The sequence below is a fragment of the Streptomyces sp. bgisy130 genome (assembly GCF_057708345.1).
In genome coordinates, this window is the sequence record NZ_JBYISA010000044.1 from 1 (window position 1) to 17,307 (window position 17,307).

Below are 17,307 nucleotides of genomic sequence, written 5' to 3' on the forward strand. Positions count from 1 at the left end.
TCCGGGCGGGAAAGGGCCTGCTGTTCGGCAGGGGCGCTGGGATGCTGGGCGGTATGGGATATGTGATCAGGCCGGTGGAGGCCGGCGAGTGGGAACGGCTGAAGGAGCTGCGGCTGGCGGCTCTGGCCGATCCGGTGGCCCGGGTGGCGTTCAACGAGACCCTTGAGGAGGCCGTGGGCCGGCCGGAGGAGCTCTGGCGGGAGCGGGCGGCGCGGAGTGCTGAGGGGCACTCGGTGGTGACGTTCATCGGGGAGGCCGCGGACGGGGGTTGGGGCGGCATGGTGGTGGCTCTCGTCGAGACGGACGAGGAGGCGCCGCAGACGCATGTGGTCGGGGTGTATGTGCGGCCCGAGCACCGGGGGACGGGGCTGGCGGGGGAGTTGCTGCGGGCGGCGATCGCGTGGTCGTGGAGCCGTGCCGAGCCCGTGGTCGAGCGCGTACGGCTGTGGGTGCACGAGGAGAACGGGCGGGCCGAGGCGTTTTACCGCGGGCTGGGGTTCGCGGCGACGGGGCGGACCATGGCCGATCCGAAGGATCCCGCGGCGAGCGAGCGGGAGATGGCGCTGCGGCGGGGGTAGTACGTGAGGCCGGGCGCGGAGCTCTCGGGCGGGTCAGGTCCGTAGGGAGTGGTGGGGCCAGCGGGCGCGGGCCTGTTCCTGGGAGCGCATGGTGGCCAGGGTCAGCAGGCCGCGCGCACGGCCGGTGTCGAGGAGGCCGGGGAGGGCGGGCAGCGGGGCGAGGGCCGCGATGTCGTCCAGGACGAGGGTGAGTGGTGGGTCGAGCCGACCGTCAGATGACCGTTCGGCCATGCGGCGGCCGTGCTCGACCACGCTCGAGAGGAGTGCGGTGAGCAGTGGCATCGCACCCGGGTCGGTACGCGGATCCTCGATGGGTTCGCCTACCACGTAGAGCGTTCCCCCTTCATCGAGAAATGATTCGAGGAGAACCGAATCTGCTCGAAGCGGGGTGCAGGCGTCCCGGATGTGGATCGAGGAGAGGGCGGTCAGCGACCGGCCGATCAACGCCTGGGCGGCTTCCCGGCGTTCGGGGTGTGCGGTGAGCACCGATTCCAGCTCGCCGGCCTGGCCGGCCGAGGCCTTGGGGCTGGTGCGCAGGATGCGGACGGGTTCCTGGGCGGCGCCGGTGGCGTGTGCCCAGCGGTGCAGCTGGCGGAACGGGCGGCCGTCCACCGCGGCGGCGTGCAGCCAGCAGCGCAGCAGGGTCTGGGCGGCGTCCGCGACCGCCGAGTCCAGGGCGGCGGCCGGGCGTACGGGGGCCAGCAGGGCGGTGGCGCGGGCGGTGGCGGTGGCGAGGTCCGTACAGCCGGAGGTGGGGGACCAGCGCAGCCGGGCCGGGGTGTCGAGGTGGTGCGTCGGGTCGTAGGTCAGCAGCGGGCCGAGCTTGGCGCGGGCGTCCTTGGTCTCGGCCCAGACCGTGGGGTCCGTCGTGGCGACGATCAGCGGGCCCGGGGCGGCGGCCGCGGCGGTGACGGCGGCTGCGCGGGCGGCGGCCCGGTCGGTGGTGAACTGGACGCGGGGGAGGGTGGGTTCGGTGGGGGCGCCGACGGCGGGGGTGAGCGGGGGTGCGGTGCGCTGTTCCGGGACCGGGCCGGCGGCGACGGGGTCGAGAGGCGGTGGGGCGGGGACGGCCGGTGTGGCCGGGGCGTCCTCGCCGGTGGCCGTGGGCTCCTGGGCGGCGGGGACGGTCTCCCGTACGGCTTCCCGGGCCGCTCGGGCCTCCCGCGCGGCCCGTTCCGCCTCCCGTGCCTCCTGGTCCGTCGGACGGGCTTCCCGTGCCTCCTGGGCCTTCGTCCGGCGGGCCTTCCGTACGGCGCGGTAGCGGGCGACCGTTCCCAGCGTGAAGATCACCAGGACCAGCAGCACCATCAGCTCGCCGATGAGGATGCCCCAGAAGAGGCCGTAGCCGGAGAGCTGGCTCTTGGGGGCGTCGGGCCAGGCGGCGGCCATGTCGTGCGGTGCGGAGACCAGATGACGCAGCGCCATCGGCGTACCGGAGTAGGTGACGCCGGCGGGCCAGGCGCCGTGTGCGAACAGGGCGGCCAGTCCGGTCGCCGTCCACACCAGGACCGTCAGGCCCAGCAGGAAGGCGAGCAGCCCGATGAGCAGGGAGTCGGGGACGCCGCGCCCCCGGGGCCGGGCGGCGCCTCGTTCGTCGTCGTATCCGCGGGTCACGCCACCGTCTCGCTCGACTCGTCTCTCCACTGCCGCTCCATCGCCATGGCCTCGGCGCGCGCCTCGGCCTCGGCGTCCGCCGCCTCCTGGATGGCGCGTGCCTCGTCCGTCGGCATCGCGGATGCCTCGGTCATCGCCCGGTCGGTGAAGACCAGCGGGCGTTCGGCCTCGGTGATGAGGTGTTTGACGACCTGGACATTGCCGTTGACGTCCCAGACCGCGATGCCGGGGGTGAGGGTCGGGATGATCTCGACGGCCCACCGTGGCAGGCCGAGTACCCGGCCGGTGGCGCGTGCCTCGTCGGCCTTCTGGGCGTAGATGGTGCGGGTCGAGGCCATTTTGAGGATCGCCGCGGCCTCCCGGGCGGCGGCGCCGTCGACCACGTCGCTGAGGTGGTGGACGACGGCCACGAACGACAAACCGAGCCGGCGGCCGAACTTCAGCAGCCGCTGGAAGAGCTGGGCGACGAAGGGCGAGTTGATGATGTGCCAGGCCTCTTCCACCAGGAAGATGCGCTTCTTGCGGTCGGGGCGGATCCAGGTGTGCTCCAGCCAGACGCCGACGATCGCCATCAGGATCGGCATCGCGATGGAGTTGCGGTCGATGTGCGAGAGGTCGAAGACGATCAGCGGGGCGTCGAGGTCGATGCCCGCCGTGGTCGGGCCGTCGAACATGCCGCGCAGGTCACCGTCTACGAGCCGGTCGAGCACCAGCGCCACGTCCAGACCCCAGGCCCGGACGTCGTCTATGTCGACATTCATCGCCTCGGCCGACTCCGCCTCCGGGTGCCGCAGCTGCTCGACGATGTCGGTCAGGACGGGCTGCCGGTGGGTGATGGTGTCGGTCACGTAGGCGTGCGCGACCTTGAGGGCGAAGCCGGAGCGTTCGTCCAGGCCGTGGCCCATCGCGACCTCGATGATGGTGCGCAGCAGGGCCAGCTGGCCGGTGGCGGTGATCGACGGGTCGAGGGGGTTGAGGCGGATGCCGCCGTTGAGGGCGGCGGTCGGGTCCAGGCGGATGGGGGTTATCCCCAGCTCCTGGGCGATGAGGTTCCACTCGCCGACGCCGTCCTCGCCCTGCGCGTCCAGCACCACGACCTGCCGGTCCCGGAACCTCAACTGCCGCAGGACGTAGGTCTTCTCCAGCGCGGACTTGCCGTTGCCGGATTCGCCGAGGACCAGCCAGTGCGGGGCGGGCAGCTGCTGACCGTAGAGCTGGAAGGGGTCGTAGATGTAGCCCTTGCCGCTGTAGACCTCACGGCCGATGATCACGCCGGAGTCGCCGAGACCGGGGGCCGCGGTGGGCAGATAGACCGCCTGGGCCTGGCCGGTGGAGGTGCGTACGGGCAGCCGGGTGGTCTCCACCTTCCCGAACAGGAAGCTGGTGAACGCCTCGCTGAGCGCTCCGATCGGATCGAGCATGGCCATGACGTACGCGCCTCCCAGCGGCTTTAGCGGCGGATCCCGGTCGCGAACGGCAGGGTGTTGACGAACGCCCGGTGGTGCTCGCGATCGCACCACTCCAGCTTCAGGTAGGACTTTCCGGCCGAGGCACGGATGGTGCGCTTGTCGCGGGCGAGGGCCTCGGGCGAGCGGGAGGAGACCGTGAGGTAGCCGACGAGGTTGACGCCGGCGGCACCGGAGGCCAGGTCCTCGCCGCGCTGGTCGACGCGGCCGTGGTGGGCGACGTCCCGCGGGTCGACGACCCGGTTCATCTTCGCCGCGCGGCTGGCCTCGGCATCGTCGTTCGTCTTCTCCGTCAGCATCCGCTCGATGGCGATCTCGGTGGGTTCGAGGTCCATGCAGACCGCGACCGTACGGATCACATCCGGGGTGTGCACCAGGAGGGGCGCGAGGAAGTTGACGCCCACCGGGGTCAGCGGCCACTCCTTGACCCAGGCGGTGGCATGGCACCACGGCGCGCGGGTCGTCGACTCCCGCGTCTTGGCCTGGAGGTACGTCGGCTCCATGGCGTCCAGCTCGGCCGGCCAGGCGTTGCGCTTGCTCATCGCCTGGATGTGGTCGATGGGGTGGTCCGGGTCGTACATGGAGTGCACGAGGGAGGCGAGGCGGGCCTGGCCGAGCGGCTGGCGGACGCGGATGTCGGCCTCGGCGAGCCGGGCGCAGATATCGGTGAGCTCACGGGCCATGACGACGGCGAGACCGGCGTCGCGGTCCAGCTTCTTGCGCAGCAGCCCGCCCTGGTGCATCCGCGCGGCGCGGGCCATGGTCTGTGCTTCGGCGGCCAGCTCGCGGGTGTAGTGCATACAGGCGACGAGGTAGGCGCGGTGCTGCTCCGAGGAGGTGGAGACCATCGACTGGAGCTGGTCGTAGGACTCCTGGAGCCAGTCGGGGGAGCTCTTGTCGCCGCGCTGGGCGACGTCCTTGGCGTGCGCGTCCGGGTCGGCGGGCAGCGTACGGGCCAGCATCTGGAGCCGGGTCACAAAGCCGTCCCCGTTGGCCACATGCTTGAGCAGCGTCCCGAATCGGTCGACCAGCGCCTCCTGGTCCTCGCTGTCCCGCAGGCCGACGCCCGGTCCCTCGATCTCGATGGCCGCCGTCACCGTCTTGCGGTCGGCGTGCAGCAGCACCGCGATCTCGTCCGGGCCGAACGGGGCGGACAGCCAGTTGATCCGGCCGATGCCGGGCGGCGGGCCGATCTCGATCTCCCGGCCGTCCAGCCGGACGCCCGCCTCGGCGGCGCCGGAGCGGTAGGTGGCGCCGCGGCGGACCGTCCGGCGGAAGCTGCGCCGGATCTCGAACCACTTGTAGAACGTGCGGCCCTTGTACGGGACGTAGACGGCGGCGAGGCCCAGCATCGGGAAGCCGGTGAGGGTCGCGATCCGCAGCGGGAGCGAGCCCAGCGCCAGCCCGCACACCATGCCGAGGAACGCGCCGGCGATGATCAGCGCGATCTCACCGGTCTCGCGGTTCTTGCCGACGATCGCGTTGGGCCGGGCACGGCCGATCAGATACGTGCGGCGCGGGGCGATCGGGTGGGACTGCGTGCTCAACGCCCCTCACCTCCTGCGGTCTTGCCGGAGCGGGAACTGCTGCCCGGGCCGGGATTCGGGTTCGTACGGGGAGCGGGGGTGGCGGGGGCCGGGGCGCGGCCGCCGCGGGAGCTGTGCGCGGCGACGCCGCCGGCCACCGCGTCGGCCGGCCGGGACTGGCCGCCCTGCGCCTGCCCGCCGTCTCCGCCGGAGCTGCGGGAGCTGTGGGTCTTGATGCCCTGGGAGACCAGTGCGGCGGGGGAGGAGATCATCGCGGCGGCCTGGCTGCCGTCGGTGGCCCGGCCCTTGTTCGTACGGGCCGAGACCATCTCGTCGCCGAAGCCGGGGACGAAGCGGTAGATCACCGCGCTGGCGAAGATGGCGAGGACGATGATCGAGAGGCCGGAGACGACCGCGGAGAAGGCGTTCGGGCCCTTGTCGTGCGAGAGCGCACCGGCGACGCCGAGGACGATCACGATGACCGGCTTCACCAGGATCACCGCGATCATGATGCCCGCCCAGCGCCGCACATGCCCCCACATGTTCTTGTCGACCAGCCCGGCGTAGACGACCGTGCCGAGCAGCGCCCCGACGTACAGCAGCGCGGCCCGGATCACCAGCTCCAGCCACAGCACACCGGCGGCGAGCACCGAGACCAGGGACACCACGATCAGCATGATCGGGCCGCCGCCGATGTCCGTGCCCTTGGTGAGCGCCTGGGAGAAGGCCCCGAAGAAGGTGTCGGTCTGCGCCCCCGTCCCCTTCGCGATGATCTCGGTGACGCCGTCGGTCGCCGAGACGATGGTGTAGAGGATCAGCGGGGTGAAGGCGGAGGCCAGCACGGTCAGCCAGAGGAACCCGACCGCTTCACTGATCGCCTCCGTCAGCCGCACCCCGCGCACCGCGCGCTTGGCGACGGCCAGCAGCCACAGGACGAGGGTGAGCACGGTGGAGGCGGCGAAGACGACGGCGTACTGACGCAGGAACGCGGCGTTGGTGAAGTCCACCTGCGACGTGGCCTTCACCGCCTCCGACAGCTTGGTGACGATCCAGGCGGCGGCTTTGGCACAGCCTTTGGCCAGGGATTCGAGGGGGTCCAGGGGGTTGTTGTCGAGGGGGTTGGTGGGGGGTGAGTCGCTGCCGGATTCATTGCGCTTCTGGCAGAGCTGGAGGGCCGGGCCGCTGAGGAGTTTGCAGCGCTCCGAGGCCGGGCCCGGGTCGGGTGGCGCGGCCATGACGCGTGTCGCCAGCAGGATCATGCAGGTCTGTACGCCTGCCAGCACGCTGAGAACCGAGGCCGCGCGGCGGTGCTTGGGCCTACCGGGCATATGTGAAACCTCCGTACCCTTGGACCGCGCCCGCGATGTCCTTCGCTCCGGAGGCGGGGACGTCCCCGCTGACCGGTGCGGGGCCGTCCGCCTGAGAGCGAGTCAGCGTCTTCCAATCGTTGCCGGTCCAGGCGAGCTTCATCGTGAGGGTGAACCAGCTCGTGGTGACGGGTTTGACGGAACCCTGGCCGGCCAGTCCGAGCAGGCCGGTGCACCAGACCTCGACGGTCGCCTGGTCCTTGGTGAAGTCCTTGATCTTGGTGCCGACGGGGATGGTGCGCGAGACGAAGGTCATCCCTGTCGGCGTGCTTCCGTCGGCCTTCAGTCCGACGGTCTTGAAGAAGTCCGGCGAGTAGGCGTCATCGAGCTTGTTCTGGAACGCGGCGGCGGCCGACGGCGCCATGACGGTGTTGACGATCTTGTGCCGCTGGTCCTTGTTGAACATGTCCGAGGACCCCAGCGCCACGGCGAAATTCGCCGCCGCCGACTGCGCCCCCTGCTCCGTCTTGGCGAACCCCGACGCGATGCCGCCGGTCTTGCCGTCGACGGCTTTGGTGCCGGTGGGGGCGGTGGGCTGGGTGCGGCCGGGGTCCTTGGGGGAGTCGCCGGCGGGGGTTTCGCTGTTGCCGCTGCCGCCGCGGTTGGCGAAGGCGATGGCCGCGAGCAGCAGGACGATCACGCCGACGATCGTGACGAGGTTGCGGCTGGACAGGCCGGTCCGGGAGCGCCGTCCCGGGCCGTAGATGTCGCCGCCGTTGTCGGGAAGTCTGGTCCGGGTCTGGCCCGTCTCCGGACCGCGGTGGCCGTCGCCGCCGTAGCCGCCGTCGTCACTGAGACTCATCGCGCCTGTGCCCCCTCTGCCGCCGTCGCCGTGCGTGCTGTGTTGTGCCGCCCTCATATGACCGTAGCCGCGCGGGCGGCGACTCGGGTGCGGCGGTACGAGTACATCTCACCGTGACGGGTCCTCAGATGTGGTACGGCAGAGGCGAATGGGGGACTCTGGGTTATTTGTGCGCATCGTCTGCTCCGCGGTCGCCGGTCGCCTTCTTGCCCCCGGATCCACCTGTCCCCGCGCAGCGCTCGGCCCAATCGGTCCGCTGGTGGCGGGGGTGATGGGGGCGTGCTGCGGTGCCGTCGGGCCGGCGTGAGCAGGCGTCAGCATGGGGCCTCGGCAGGAGAGGTGGGGCCGGTGGGAGCGAGTGGGGGCACGGGGCGGCGGAGAGAGGGTGGGCGGGGGCGCACGGGGGCGATGCGGGGACGGACGGGTGCCGGGGGCGCGCCATACGGGCGACGGTGGGGCCGGGGTGTGGCCTAGACCGCCATGCCGTAGACGATGGTGAAGAGCGTCCCGAGGGAGCCGATGATGAAGACTCCGGTCAGGCCGGCCACGATCAGGCCCTTGCCCTGTTCGGCGCTGAAGGTGTCGCGCAGCGCGGTGGCGCCGATGCGCTGTTTGGCGGCGCCCCAGATCGCGATGCCGAGGCACAGCAGGATCGCCACCGCCATGACCACTTCGATCATCACGCGGGCCTCGTTGCCCAGGCTCCCGAACGGCCCCCAGTCCGGGGCGATTCCGCCGATGATGGTGGTGATGTCGCCTTTTTCGGCCGCAATGAACATGTGTGAACTCACCGCCCCTTGATGGGTAGTTGTCTCGCCGTGCCGGCGCGGCACAGGTCAGTCTCTATCTTCGCTGACAAATGGGCCGTCAGCTGTCGACTTGGCGGCTTTCTTTGAAGGATCCCGTGCGGGTGGCGTGTCTTTGTGGGCGCACGCCCTCCATTGAACCGACTGGTCTCACCGTGTGTATCACGGGGGATAACCCTGGGCAATGATCATCGGGAGCGCCGGTGGCCGGTCCGGCGCGCCGGGCCGTTTGTAGCCCGTTCGGGTCCATGGATACGGTCCTGCCGGGGTTCTGACGCGCCGTCGCCCGTCCGGCGGCGTACGGGGCGTCGCCGTACGTGCGGCCGTACCCCGGCCGGAGCGCCCCGTGCGCCGCGTCATGCGCCGCCGCGCGGCATCCAGGGCGGCGGCGCGCGCGGGAGCGGCCGGAAAGAGGCAGTGAACCGGGGCTGAATGGGGGAGGGTTGGGGGGTGCGGAAATTCTGGGTGGCCGGAGGGCTCGGGGCGGGGCTGGTGCTCTGCCTGCTCGGGCTGCTTGTGATCGGTACGTACATGGCGGCGGCCGGCCTGGCCGGGGCCGGCGGGCGGGCGCTCGGGCTGGCGAAGGGGTCGGTGCCCGCCGAGTATCAGCAGCTGGTGCAGAAGTGGGGGACGCTCTGCCCGGCGATAAGTCCCGCGCTGCTGGCGGCGCAGCTCTACCAGGAGAGCGGGTGGAACCCCCGGGCGCAGAGCCCGGCGGCCGCCCAGGGCATGGCGCAGTTCATCCCGGGGACCTGGCAGACCCATGGCGTCGACGGGAACGGCGACGGCAAGAAGGACGTATGGGATCCGGAGGACGCGATTCCGTCGGCGGCCTCGTACGACTGCGAGCTGGCGAGCTATGTGAAGCGCGCGCCGGGCAATGCCACGCACAACATGCTCGCCGCGTACAACGCCGGGGCCTATCGCGTCATCCAGTACAACGGGGTGCCGCCGTACAGCGAGACTCGCAACTATGTGAAGACGATCACGACGCTGGCGAAGAGCTTCGAGGCGCCGGCGGGGCGGGTGGAACCGTCGCGCCAGGCGGCCGGGGCCATCTACTTCGCCCAGCAGAGGCTCGGTACGCCCTACCTGTGGGGCGGCACGGGAACCGCGGCGCAGGGCGGCCGGTTCGACTGTTCCGGGCTGTCCCAGGCCGCGTACCACTCCGTGGGCATCGAGCTGCCCCGGGTGGCGAACGACCAGTGGAACGCCGGGTCGCACCCGAAGCGGAATGAGCTGCTCCCGGGCGATCTGGTGTTCTTCGCCTACGACCTGAAGGACCCGCGCTCCATCCACCATGTGGGCATCTATGTAGGGGGCGGGTACATGATCAACGCGCCGTACACCGGGGCCAAGATCCGGTTCGACAAGATCGATACGCCGGATTACATCGGCGCGACCCGCGTCACGTCGGATGGCGCAAAAGCGCTGCCCGGCACGAACGCTGCGTGAACATAGGGCCCTGAACTGCGGTGATGAGTCAAGCTTCGATAACGTCCTGGTGATCATCCGGTGGAGAGTGGAACGCCAGGGGCGGGCATCGCGTTTCCTTGGCGTGGGGACGTAAGCGCGCTTGACACGGCACACGCTCGACGACCACGGGGGCAGGCAGAACACGAAGGCGCTCGCGCGCGCGAAAGATAAGGGGCCGCGGCAGATGGCTGGACTCGCACTCGAGGGGCCGAATCCCGACGTCGACGTGCTCGACGGCATCAACGGCCTCGCGAAGGACGCCCCCCACTGGGTCAACAAGGCCATGGAGTACATCGGTGAGTACGGCATCATCGCCGGCCTCGCCGTGCTGTGTCTGATCGCCTGGTGGTCCGCGCGCCGCAATCCGGGCGCGCCGGCCGCCGTCGCGGGCCTGGTCTGGGCGCCGCTGGCCGCGGGCATCGCCCTGCTGGCCAATATCCCGATCCGGTCATTCGTCGAACGGCCGCGGCCGTTCAAGGAACACGCCGGACTGGAAGTACTGATCCCCGGCAAGAGCGACTTCTCGTTCGTGAGCGACCACGCGACGCTCACCATGGCGGTCGGTGTCGGGCTGTTCATCGCCCACCGGAAGTTCGGCCTGATCGGCATTTTGCTGGCGCTCGCCGAGGGCTTCTGCCGTGTCTACATGGGCGTGCACTACCCGACCGACGTGGTCGGCGGCTTCGCCCTGGGCACCGCCGTCGCGCTGCTGCTCGCGCCGCTCGCACAGGCCCTGCTGGTGCCGGTGACGACGGCGATCTCCCGGTCGAAGCTGGCGTGGCTGGTGTGCGCGCCGGGCGCCGGTGCGGGCGCGGGGCAGGACGGCGAGAGTAGCCGGTTGGTGGCCACCGGCTCGGCGATGCGCGGCGGACACAAGGAGCGGGACAAGGATCTGGCGGCCTGAGAGCACGGCCCGGCGGTTCCGGTGAACCGGCGGGCCGCGCCCCCGGGAGACAAGACCTGGCGGATGCGGACGGCCCGGCCCCTCGCGGGGGCCGGGCCGTCCGTGTGTCCGGGGGCTCTCAGAGCGCCTGCGGGAAGGTGCTGAACAGCCGCTGCGGGTCGTAGGTCCGCTTGACCTCGGCGAGCCGGGTGGCGGCGCCGCCGTAGTAGGCCGACTTCCAGTTGCTCAGGCCGGGGTCGGTGTAGTTCTGGTAGGCGGCGCCCGAGGAGTGACGGCGCATCGCGTCATGGAAGGAATTCAGCCACGCTGTGCGGGAGCCGGGCGAGCCTCCAGCCGGCCAGGACGTCAGGTACTGGGCGAGGAACTGCGAGCCGCGGTGCACGAAGGCGGTGTCGGAGCTCTTGACGCGGTTGATCGCGCCGCCCAGCGCCGTCAGCGCCACATTCCCGGCGACGCCCTTGCGGCCGCCCGCCTCGATCTGGTCCATCAGCGTGCGGATGCCGGCCGCGGACAGCGAGCGGTCGAAGAAGTGCGAGCGGGCGGCGTAGGTCTCCCGGCCCAGCTGGCCGGCGCCGTTCTGGCCGGGCAGCGAACCCGGCGCGTGGCACTGGGCGGTGGACTTGGACGAGCAGCCCGCGTAGGACTCCATCGCGTCCAGGTAGCCGGTTGGCGTGAGATGCACGCTCTTGGCGCGGCCGGGGCCGCCCGGCTGGTCGGCGAGCTTGTCGAGGGCGTTCTTCAGCTCGCCGTAACTGCCCAGCGAGAAGGCCGCGACGGAGACGGACGGGGTGCCGCCGGGGTGTGCGTCGAGATGGCAGGCGGACCAGATCTCGTCGGCCTGCACCGGGCCCCACTTCTGCCAGGACGCCACCACCTTCGCCGCCTTCGACCACGGCCAGGTCAGATACGCCATGACCGCGCGCGGCGCCGGATGCGTACGGAAGCGGAGCTCGGTGACCACGCCGAAGTTGCCGTTGCCGGCGCCGCGCAGCGCCCAGAAGAGGTCGGCGTGCTGCTTCTTGTCGCACTCGACGGTCTTGCCGTCCGCCGTGACCAGCGTGGCGCCGACGAGGCTGTCGCAGGTCAGGCCGTACGCACGGGAGACCACGCCATGGCCGCCGCCGAGGGTGAGGCCGGATATGCCGACGGTGGGGCAGGAGCCCCCGGGTATCGTCACGCCGTGCGCTCCGAGGCCCTCGTAGACGTCGATGAGCTTGGCGCCGGCGCCGATGCGGGTGATGCCGCCGGACGGCGCGCCGACCTTGGAGAGCGCGGAGACGTCGATGACGAGCTTGTGGTTGCCGCTGGACCAGCCCGCGTAGGAGTGGCCGCCGCTGCGGATGGCGACCGGGGTGTCGTAGCGCCGGGCGAAGGAGAGGCATTCGGCTATGTCCGCCGGATGCTTCACATAGGCGATGGCCGACGGCTTCAGTGTGTCGTAGCGGGTGTTGTAGAGGCGCCGGGCGGTCGCGTAGGCGCTGTCGGACGCCTGCACCAGCTTGCCGTCCAGGCTCTTGCGCAGCGCGGTCCAGGAGGACTGGGAGGCCCGGCCCTTGGCGGCGCCCCCGGCGGCGGCCGCCGCGTTGGTCCGGGTGGTGCCCGCGCCGGCCGCGGCCTCCGTGGCGCTCGACGCCGCGCCCGCCTTGCCGGTCTTGCTGTCGCAGCCGGTGGCCAGGGCGACCGCGGTCGCCGCCAGTCCGCCGCTGGTCTGAAGGAGTGTGCGCCGCTTCACTGGGATGAATCCCCCTCGATGTCGTACGGTCCCGCCCCGCCTGGCGGTGGACCGGCCAGTGTCACGGGGCGCTGCCGGGGAATCCGCACCGGACGGTCGCGGCAGCGCGCTGCCCCGCGTTGCGCGGTGTCCGGTGATGCCCGCGCTGTCCGGTGCTGTCCGTGAAGTCCGTTGGCGGCGCGGTGCCGTTGCTTCCCTGACTAGGCAGATGCGGCAGGGGCGTGAGGGGTTCCCGGAACGGACTTCCTCATTCCAGCGGGCGCCCGGATCCGCCGTCGCCGCGGCCGGATCCGGGTGCGGCCTCGGCCAGATGGCGCTGTGCGTCCGTACGTGCCTGCGAGCGGGCGCGGCGGGCCGGCCCCCGCCAGCCGCAGTCACAGCGGGCCGTGCAGAAGGCGCCGCGTTCGGTGGTGGAGGTCGTGTGAGGGGCTCGGTCGGGCACCCGGCCACGCTACGCGCCCCAGGTGTCCTTGCGTGACGAGCCCCCTTGGCGGTCGTTGAACGGAACGGTCGGTGAAACGTCAGGCGCGGCGGCGGAACGTCCGACCCTCCCGAGCGGACCGGCCGGCCCAGGCCGTTCCCGAAGACAGCGGCCGAGGGGGCTCGTACGCGATGGTGGTGCAGGACAGGCGAGGCGGTGGCACGGTCGCGGTGGCCATGGCGTGCGGGACGGGTCTGGCGGTCGGGCTGCTGACCTCGGGCTGTTCCCCGGACGGCGCCGCGGCCGACGACCAGGAGCCGGCCGGCCGGGCCGCCCCCGCCGCCGCGGAGGTCCGGGACAGCGCCGACGCCCTGGTGCGGGCCGGCTCCGCCACGGTCCGTACGTCCATGGAGACCGCGAGCGGCGGCACCCGCGTCGCCATCCGCGGCACCGGCGGCTACGACTTCGCCACCAGCACCGGCCGGCTGCGGGTCGTGCTCCCCGACCCGGCGGGCCGGCCCAGCGGCGGCCATCAGCCGATCACCGAGATCCTCGCACCCGGTGCGCTGTTCATGAAGAACCGCGGGGCCGGGGTGCCTGCCGACAAGTGGGTGCGGGTGGCCACCGCCTCACTGGCCGACGGAAATCTGGTCACCGGCGGCGCGACCGATCCGCTGGCCGCCGCCGAACTCCTGCGCGGCGCACGGGAGGTGACGTATCAGGGCGAGGAATGGCTGGACGGGGTCCGGGTGCGGCACTACCGCGGGACGACGGACATCGGGGCGGCCGCCGCGGCGGCGTCGCCGCGCACCGCACCCGCGCTGGTCGCCGCGGGTGACGGATTCACCACCGGCGAGGTGCCGTTCGACGCGTATCTGGACGAGGCCGGGCGGCTGCGCAAGGTGCGCCAGTGGTTCCGTTTCGCCAACGGTGCGCCGAAGGGGGCCTCGGTGACATCCACGACGGAACTGTCCGGTTTCGGGACGAAGGTCGCGGTTCAACTGCCGGACGAACGGGACATCTACGCAGGGAAGATCGCTTCACCCACGCCATGAGGGCGGGCGCCGTGGGCCGGGCATGTGACGGGGGCGCCTGCCGGATGGCGGAAATGGTCCATCCGTGCCATGCGCGGAGCGTGCGCCCGTCCCTAGGCTTGCGGTAACCACCCCAGGCGTGGGAAGGCGCTCGAAGGAGGAGGTGTTGTACGTGGCCGGACACCGCCCTACGACGGTCCAGGACCACGTAGCCCTCGTCGAGATCGACCTGACCGGTGAGTTGATGATCGCGGCCGCGGCCGCCAGTGAGGATCGGCTCAGCCCGGACCGTATCGACGAGGTGCTGGAGGTCGACGGCGACGGTGGCGACCCCGCGGACCGGGTGCCGCCCGGGTCCGGGACCGCCGGACGCTGCCCCGGTTAGCGCGCCCCTTCAGGTGCGCAGCATCCGCTCGATGGCCTTGGTGGCCTCCTGCACTTTGGCGTCGATGGCCTCGGGGCCCTTGACGGCTGCGTCGGCGACGCAGTGCCGCAGATGTTCCTCCAGGAGCTGAAGGCCGAAGGACTGGAGGCCCTTGGTGCTCGCGGAGACCTGGGTGAGTATGTCGATGCAGTAGACATCTTCTTCGAGCATCCGCTGGAGTCCGCGGATCTGACCCTCGATCCGCCGCAGTCGCTTGATGTGTGCGTCCTTCTGCTGTGCGTAGCCGTGCACGCCGGCGGCCGGAGAAGTCTCTGCGTGATGGGTCACGGTTTGAACGTCGCTTCGGGGGTCGGTGTCCGGCTTCGGGGGGTGGGGGGCCGCGGCGGCTGCGGTGCTGCCGTTGGTGTCGGCGTCCGTGGTCGGCATGGCCGTCTCCCGTGGTATCTAGGCGATCTATATACCCCTGGTGGGTATATGGTACCGAACTTTGCGGGCACCTGTGGTACCCCGTGCAGAGCATGCTGCACGATGGGCGACACTGAAGGAATGCCGGTTAGCAGTGGCTGGATGATGCGCCTAGCATCAACCCGACCGAATCCGATGTACCCCGAGGATTTCACGTGCGCTTTCGTCTGACCCCCAGGGAGACGAGCTTCTACGACATGTTCGCCGCCTCCGCGGACAACATCGTCACAGGCTCCAAGCTCCTGATGGAACTGCTCGGGGCGGACGCCTCCGCACGGGCAGAGATCGCCGAGCGAATGCGGGCGGCGGAGCACGCGGGTGATGACGCGACCCACGCGATCTTCCACCAGCTGAACTCCTCCTTCATCACGCCGTTCGACCGCGAGGACATCTACAACCTCGCCTCGTCGCTCGACGACATCATGGACTTCATGGAAGAGGCGGTCGACCTGGTCGTCCTCTACAAGGTCGAGGAACTGCCCAAGGGCATCGACCAGCAGATCGAGGTGCTGGCGCGGGCGGCCGAGCTGACCGCCGAGGCCATGCCGCATCTGCGGACCATGACCAACCTCACCGAGTACTGGATCGAGGTCAACCGCCTGGAGAACCAGGCCGACCAGATCCACCGCAAGCTGCTGGCGCACCTCTTCAACGGCAAGTACGACGCCATCGAGGTCCTCAAGCTCAAGCAGATCGTGGACATCCTGGAAGAGGCGGCCGACGCCTTCGAGCACGTCGCCAACACCGTCGAGACCATCGCGGTCAAGGAGTCCTGAGCGCCTCCCATGGACACCTTCGCGCTCGTCGTGACCATTGCGGTCGCGCTCGGTTTCACCTACACCAACGGCTTCCACGACTCGGCGAACGCCATCGCGACCTCGGTCTCGACACGTGCGCTGACCCCGCGGGCGGCGCTGGCGATGGCCGCCGTGATGAACCTCGCCGGTGCCTTCCTGGGCAGCGGGGTCGCCAAAACCGTCAGTGAGGGGCTGATCTCCACCCCGCACGGCAGCAAGGGGATGGGCATCCTCTTCGCCGCGCTGCTCGGCGCGGTGGTCTGGAACCTCGTCACCTGGTACTTCGGTCTGCCGTCGTCGTCCTCGCACGCCCTCTTCGGCGGCATGGTCGGTGCGGCCCTCGCCGGTGGCACCACCGTGATCTGGTCCGGCGTGGTCGAGAAGGTCGTCCTGCCGATGTTCATCTCGCCCGTCATCGGTCTGGTGCTCGGCTATCTCGTGATGGTCGTGATCCTCTGGATGTTCCGGAAGTCCAACCCGCACAGGGCCAAACGCGGCTTCCGCATAGCCCAGACCGTGTCCGCGGCGGGCATGGCGCTCGGCCATGGCCTCCAGGACGCGCAGAAGACCATGGGCATCGTGGTGATGGCGCTGGTCATCGCCGATGTCGAGGACCAGAACGCGGCCATCCCGCTGTGGGTCAAGCTGGCCTGTGCGATCACGCTCTCGCTCGGTACGTACGCGGGCGGCTGGCGCATCATGCGCACCCTGGGCCGCCGGATCATCGAACTGGACCCGCCGCAGGGCTTCGCCGCGGAGACCACGGCCGCCTCGGTCATGTACACCGCGTCGTTCATGTTCCAGGCGCCGATCTCCACCACCCATGTCATCACCTCCGCGATCATGGGCGTGGGCTCGACCAAGGGCACGCGTGCGGTGCGCTGGGGCGTCGCCAAGAACATCGTGATGGGCTGGTTCATCACCATGCCGGCCGCGGCGCTGGTCGCCGCGGGCAGCTACTGGATCGTGGAGCTGGCGTTCGGCTGACGCGGACGGAAGCCGTCCCGTCCGGCAGTTGACGCGGACAGCAAGTGGGCCCGCCCCCCGGGAAGTGGGGGCGGGCCCTTCGCCTTGCGGTGGCACCGCCATGCAGCACCGCAGGACGCTGGTGGGGCGGCTCGGCCGGAGTGGCCGGGCCGCGCGCGTCGGTCAGCCGAAGCGGCCGGAGATGTAGTCCTCCGTGGCCTGGACCGACGGGTTGGAGAAGATCCGCTCGGTGTCGTCGATCTCGATCAGCTTGCCGGGCTGGCCGACGGCGGCGAGGTTGAAGAACGCCGTCCGGTCCGACACCCGGGCGGCCTGCTGCATGTTGTGCGTCACGATGACGATCGTGAAGCGCTCCTTGAGCTCGCCGATCAGGTCCTCGATGGCGAGGGTGGAGATCGGGTCGAGCGCCGAGCACGGCTCGTCCATCAGCAGCACCTGCGGTTCGACCGCGATGGCGCGGGCTATGCACAGCCGCTGCTGCTGGCCGCCGGAGAGCCCGGAACCGGGCTTGTTCAGCCGGTCCTTGACCTCGTTCCAGAGGTTGGCGCCCTTGAGCGACCGCTCGACGATGTCCTTGAGCTCGCTCTTCTTGTACGAGCCGTTCAGCCGCAGACCGGCCGCGACATTGTCGAAGATCGACATCGTGGGGAACGGGTTGGGGCGCTGGAAGACCATGCCGACGGTGCGGCGGACGGCGACCGGGTCGACCCCGGAGGCGTAGAGGTTCTCGTCGTCCAGCATCACCTTGCCCTCGACGCGGCCGCCGGGGGTGACCTCGTGCATCCGGTTCAGGGTGCGCAGGAAGGTCGACTTGCCGCAGCCGGACGGGCCGATGAAGGCCGTCACGGAGCGCGGCTCGACGGTCATCGAGATGTCGTCGATCGCCTTGTGGCTGCCGTAGTACGCGGAGAGGCCGCTGACGTCGATTCGCTTGGCCATGGAAATCA

The 17,307-nt window shown here is 70.7% G+C and carries 17 protein-coding genes; 7 read left to right on the forward strand and 10 right to left on the reverse strand.

Annotation, left to right across the window (positions count from 1 at the left end; genetic code table 11):
- Window positions 1-578 (forward strand): GNAT family N-acetyltransferase (locus AC3EUV_RS33560; RefSeq protein ID WP_432146360.1); only part of this gene is annotated, 578 nt, incomplete at its 5' end.
- A 33-nt stretch (window positions 579-611) separates the two neighbouring features.
- Here AC3EUV_RS33560 and AC3EUV_RS33565 read toward each other — a convergent pair.
- From AC3EUV_RS33565 to AC3EUV_RS33590, 6 genes are all read right to left on the reverse strand, one after another.
- Complete coding sequence (locus tag AC3EUV_RS33565; RefSeq protein WP_435604558.1) at window positions 612-2,222, reverse strand: type IV secretory system conjugative DNA transfer family protein; 1,611 nt, start codon at window positions 2,220-2,222, stop codon at window positions 612-614.
- On the reverse strand, window positions 2,189-3,613 hold the full coding sequence (locus tag AC3EUV_RS33570; RefSeq protein ID WP_432146366.1) for an ATP-binding protein: 1,425 nt from the start codon (window positions 3,611-3,613) through the stop codon (window positions 2,189-2,191). The genes AC3EUV_RS33565 and AC3EUV_RS33570 overlap by 34 nt, the downstream gene beginning before the upstream one ends.
- A gap of 29 nt (window positions 3,614-3,642) precedes the next feature.
- The gene (locus AC3EUV_RS33575) at window positions 3,643-5,205 is read right to left on the reverse strand and encodes an SCO6880 family protein (protein ID WP_432146359.1); all 1,563 of its coding nucleotides are present in this window, start codon (window positions 5,203-5,205) and stop codon (window positions 3,643-3,645) included.
- Window positions 5,202-6,512 carry a hypothetical protein gene (locus AC3EUV_RS33580; protein WP_435604559.1) on the reverse strand — a complete coding sequence of 437 codons (1,311 nt, stop codon included), beginning with the start codon at window positions 6,510-6,512 and terminating at the stop codon, window positions 5,202-5,204. Before AC3EUV_RS33580 ends, AC3EUV_RS33575 begins: the two co-directional genes overlap by 4 nt.
- Window positions 6,502-7,353 (reverse strand): DUF8175 domain-containg protein, encoded by an 852-nt coding sequence (locus tag AC3EUV_RS33585; protein ID WP_432146357.1) that lies wholly within the window; start codon window positions 7,351-7,353, stop codon window positions 6,502-6,504. Before AC3EUV_RS33585 ends, AC3EUV_RS33580 begins: the two co-directional genes overlap by 11 nt.
- Before the next feature lie 470 nt (window positions 7,354-7,823).
- A complete protein-coding gene (locus AC3EUV_RS33590) occupies window positions 7,824-8,132 on the reverse strand; it encodes a hypothetical protein (protein ID WP_006603970.1) in 309 nt (102 codons plus the stop codon).
- Window positions 8,133-8,609: 477 nt separating this feature from the next.
- Here AC3EUV_RS33590 and AC3EUV_RS33595 point away from each other — a divergent pair, with 477 nt between their 5' ends.
- Both AC3EUV_RS33595 and AC3EUV_RS33600 read left to right on the forward strand, forming a co-directional pair.
- The gene (locus AC3EUV_RS33595; RefSeq protein ID WP_432146356.1) at window positions 8,610-9,614 is read left to right on the forward strand and encodes a C40 family peptidase; all 1,005 of its coding nucleotides are present in this window, start codon (window positions 8,610-8,612) and stop codon (window positions 9,612-9,614) included.
- A gap of 205 nt (window positions 9,615-9,819) precedes the next feature.
- Window positions 9,820-10,539, forward strand: a complete 720-nt coding sequence (locus AC3EUV_RS33600; RefSeq protein ID WP_432146365.1) for a phosphatase PAP2 family protein — start codon at window positions 9,820-9,822, stop codon at window positions 10,537-10,539.
- 118 nt (window positions 10,540-10,657) lie between these two features.
- Here the strand turns inward: AC3EUV_RS33600 and AC3EUV_RS33605 are convergent, their stop codons facing one another.
- Both AC3EUV_RS33605 and AC3EUV_RS33610 read right to left on the reverse strand, forming a co-directional pair.
- Window positions 10,658-12,271 carry an FAD-binding oxidoreductase gene (locus tag AC3EUV_RS33605; RefSeq protein WP_435604560.1) on the reverse strand — a complete coding sequence of 538 codons (1,614 nt, stop codon included), beginning with the start codon at window positions 12,269-12,271 and terminating at the stop codon, window positions 10,658-10,660.
- 247 nt (window positions 12,272-12,518) lie between these two features.
- Window positions 12,519-12,713 (reverse strand): hypothetical protein, encoded by a 195-nt coding sequence (locus AC3EUV_RS33610; RefSeq protein WP_432146354.1) that lies wholly within the window; start codon window positions 12,711-12,713, stop codon window positions 12,519-12,521.
- A gap of 170 nt (window positions 12,714-12,883) precedes the next feature.
- On the opposite strand from AC3EUV_RS33610, the gene AC3EUV_RS33615 reads away from it, so the two are divergent.
- Both AC3EUV_RS33615 and AC3EUV_RS33620 read left to right on the forward strand, forming a co-directional pair.
- Window positions 12,884-13,747, forward strand: coding sequence for an SCO4651 family lipoprotein (locus AC3EUV_RS33615; protein WP_432146353.1), 864 nt, complete (start codon window positions 12,884-12,886; stop codon window positions 13,745-13,747).
- A gap of 145 nt (window positions 13,748-13,892) precedes the next feature.
- Window positions 13,893-14,111, forward strand: a complete 219-nt coding sequence (locus AC3EUV_RS33620) for a hypothetical protein (RefSeq protein ID WP_387248247.1) — start codon at window positions 13,893-13,895, stop codon at window positions 14,109-14,111.
- Between the two features lie 9 nt (window positions 14,112-14,120).
- Here the strand turns inward: AC3EUV_RS33620 and AC3EUV_RS33625 are convergent, their stop codons facing one another.
- A complete protein-coding gene (locus AC3EUV_RS33625; RefSeq protein ID WP_423671509.1) occupies window positions 14,121-14,537 on the reverse strand; it encodes a metal-sensitive transcriptional regulator in 417 nt (138 codons plus the stop codon).
- A gap of 194 nt (window positions 14,538-14,731) precedes the next feature.
- Between AC3EUV_RS33625 and AC3EUV_RS33630 the strand changes: the two genes are divergently transcribed.
- Both AC3EUV_RS33630 and AC3EUV_RS33635 read left to right on the forward strand, forming a co-directional pair.
- Complete coding sequence (locus AC3EUV_RS33630) at window positions 14,732-15,352, forward strand: DUF47 domain-containing protein (RefSeq protein ID WP_042162406.1); 621 nt, start codon at window positions 14,732-14,734, stop codon at window positions 15,350-15,352.
- A gap of 9 nt (window positions 15,353-15,361) precedes the next feature.
- The gene (locus AC3EUV_RS33635) at window positions 15,362-16,360 is read left to right on the forward strand and encodes an inorganic phosphate transporter (RefSeq protein WP_432146352.1); all 999 of its coding nucleotides are present in this window, start codon (window positions 15,362-15,364) and stop codon (window positions 16,358-16,360) included.
- Window positions 16,361-16,522: 162 nt separating this feature from the next.
- On the opposite strand, the gene pstB is transcribed toward AC3EUV_RS33635, so the two are convergent.
- On the reverse strand, window positions 16,523-17,299 hold the full coding sequence (gene pstB / locus AC3EUV_RS33640; RefSeq protein WP_432146351.1) for a phosphate ABC transporter ATP-binding protein PstB: 777 nt from the start codon (window positions 17,297-17,299) through the stop codon (window positions 16,523-16,525).
- Window positions 17,300-17,307 lie beyond the last annotated feature (8 nt).

What these genes read in the sequence shown, in the direction of transcription:
- AC3EUV_RS33570 (WP_432146366.1), bottom strand. Translation starts at nt 3,613, where the DNA reads ATGCTCGATCCGATCGGAGCGCTCAGCGAGGCGTTCACCAGCTTCCTG.
- AC3EUV_RS33580 (WP_435604559.1), bottom strand. Translation starts at nt 6,512, where the DNA reads ATGCCCGGTAGGCCCAAGCACCGCCGCGCGGCCTCGGTTCTCAGCGTG.
- AC3EUV_RS33585 (WP_432146357.1), bottom strand. Translation starts at nt 7,353, where the DNA reads ATGAGTCTCAGTGACGACGGCGGCTACGGCGGCGACGGCCACCGCGGT.
- AC3EUV_RS33590 (WP_006603970.1), bottom strand. Translation starts at nt 8,132, where the DNA reads ATGTTCATTGCGGCCGAAAAAGGCGACATCACCACCATCATCGGCGGA.
- AC3EUV_RS33600 (WP_432146365.1), top strand. Translation starts at nt 9,820, where the DNA reads ATGGCTGGACTCGCACTCGAGGGGCCGAATCCCGACGTCGACGTGCTC.
- AC3EUV_RS33615 (WP_432146353.1), top strand. Translation starts at nt 12,884, where the DNA reads ATGGTGGTGCAGGACAGGCGAGGCGGTGGCACGGTCGCGGTGGCCATG.
- AC3EUV_RS33625 (WP_423671509.1), bottom strand. Translation starts at nt 14,537, where the DNA reads ATGCCGACCACGGACGCCGACACCAACGGCAGCACCGCAGCCGCCGCG.
- AC3EUV_RS33635 (WP_432146352.1), top strand. Translation starts at nt 15,362, where the DNA reads ATGGACACCTTCGCGCTCGTCGTGACCATTGCGGTCGCGCTCGGTTTC.
- pstB (WP_432146351.1), bottom strand. Translation starts at nt 17,299, where the DNA reads ATGGCCAAGCGAATCGACGTCAGCGGCCTCTCCGCGTACTACGGCAGC.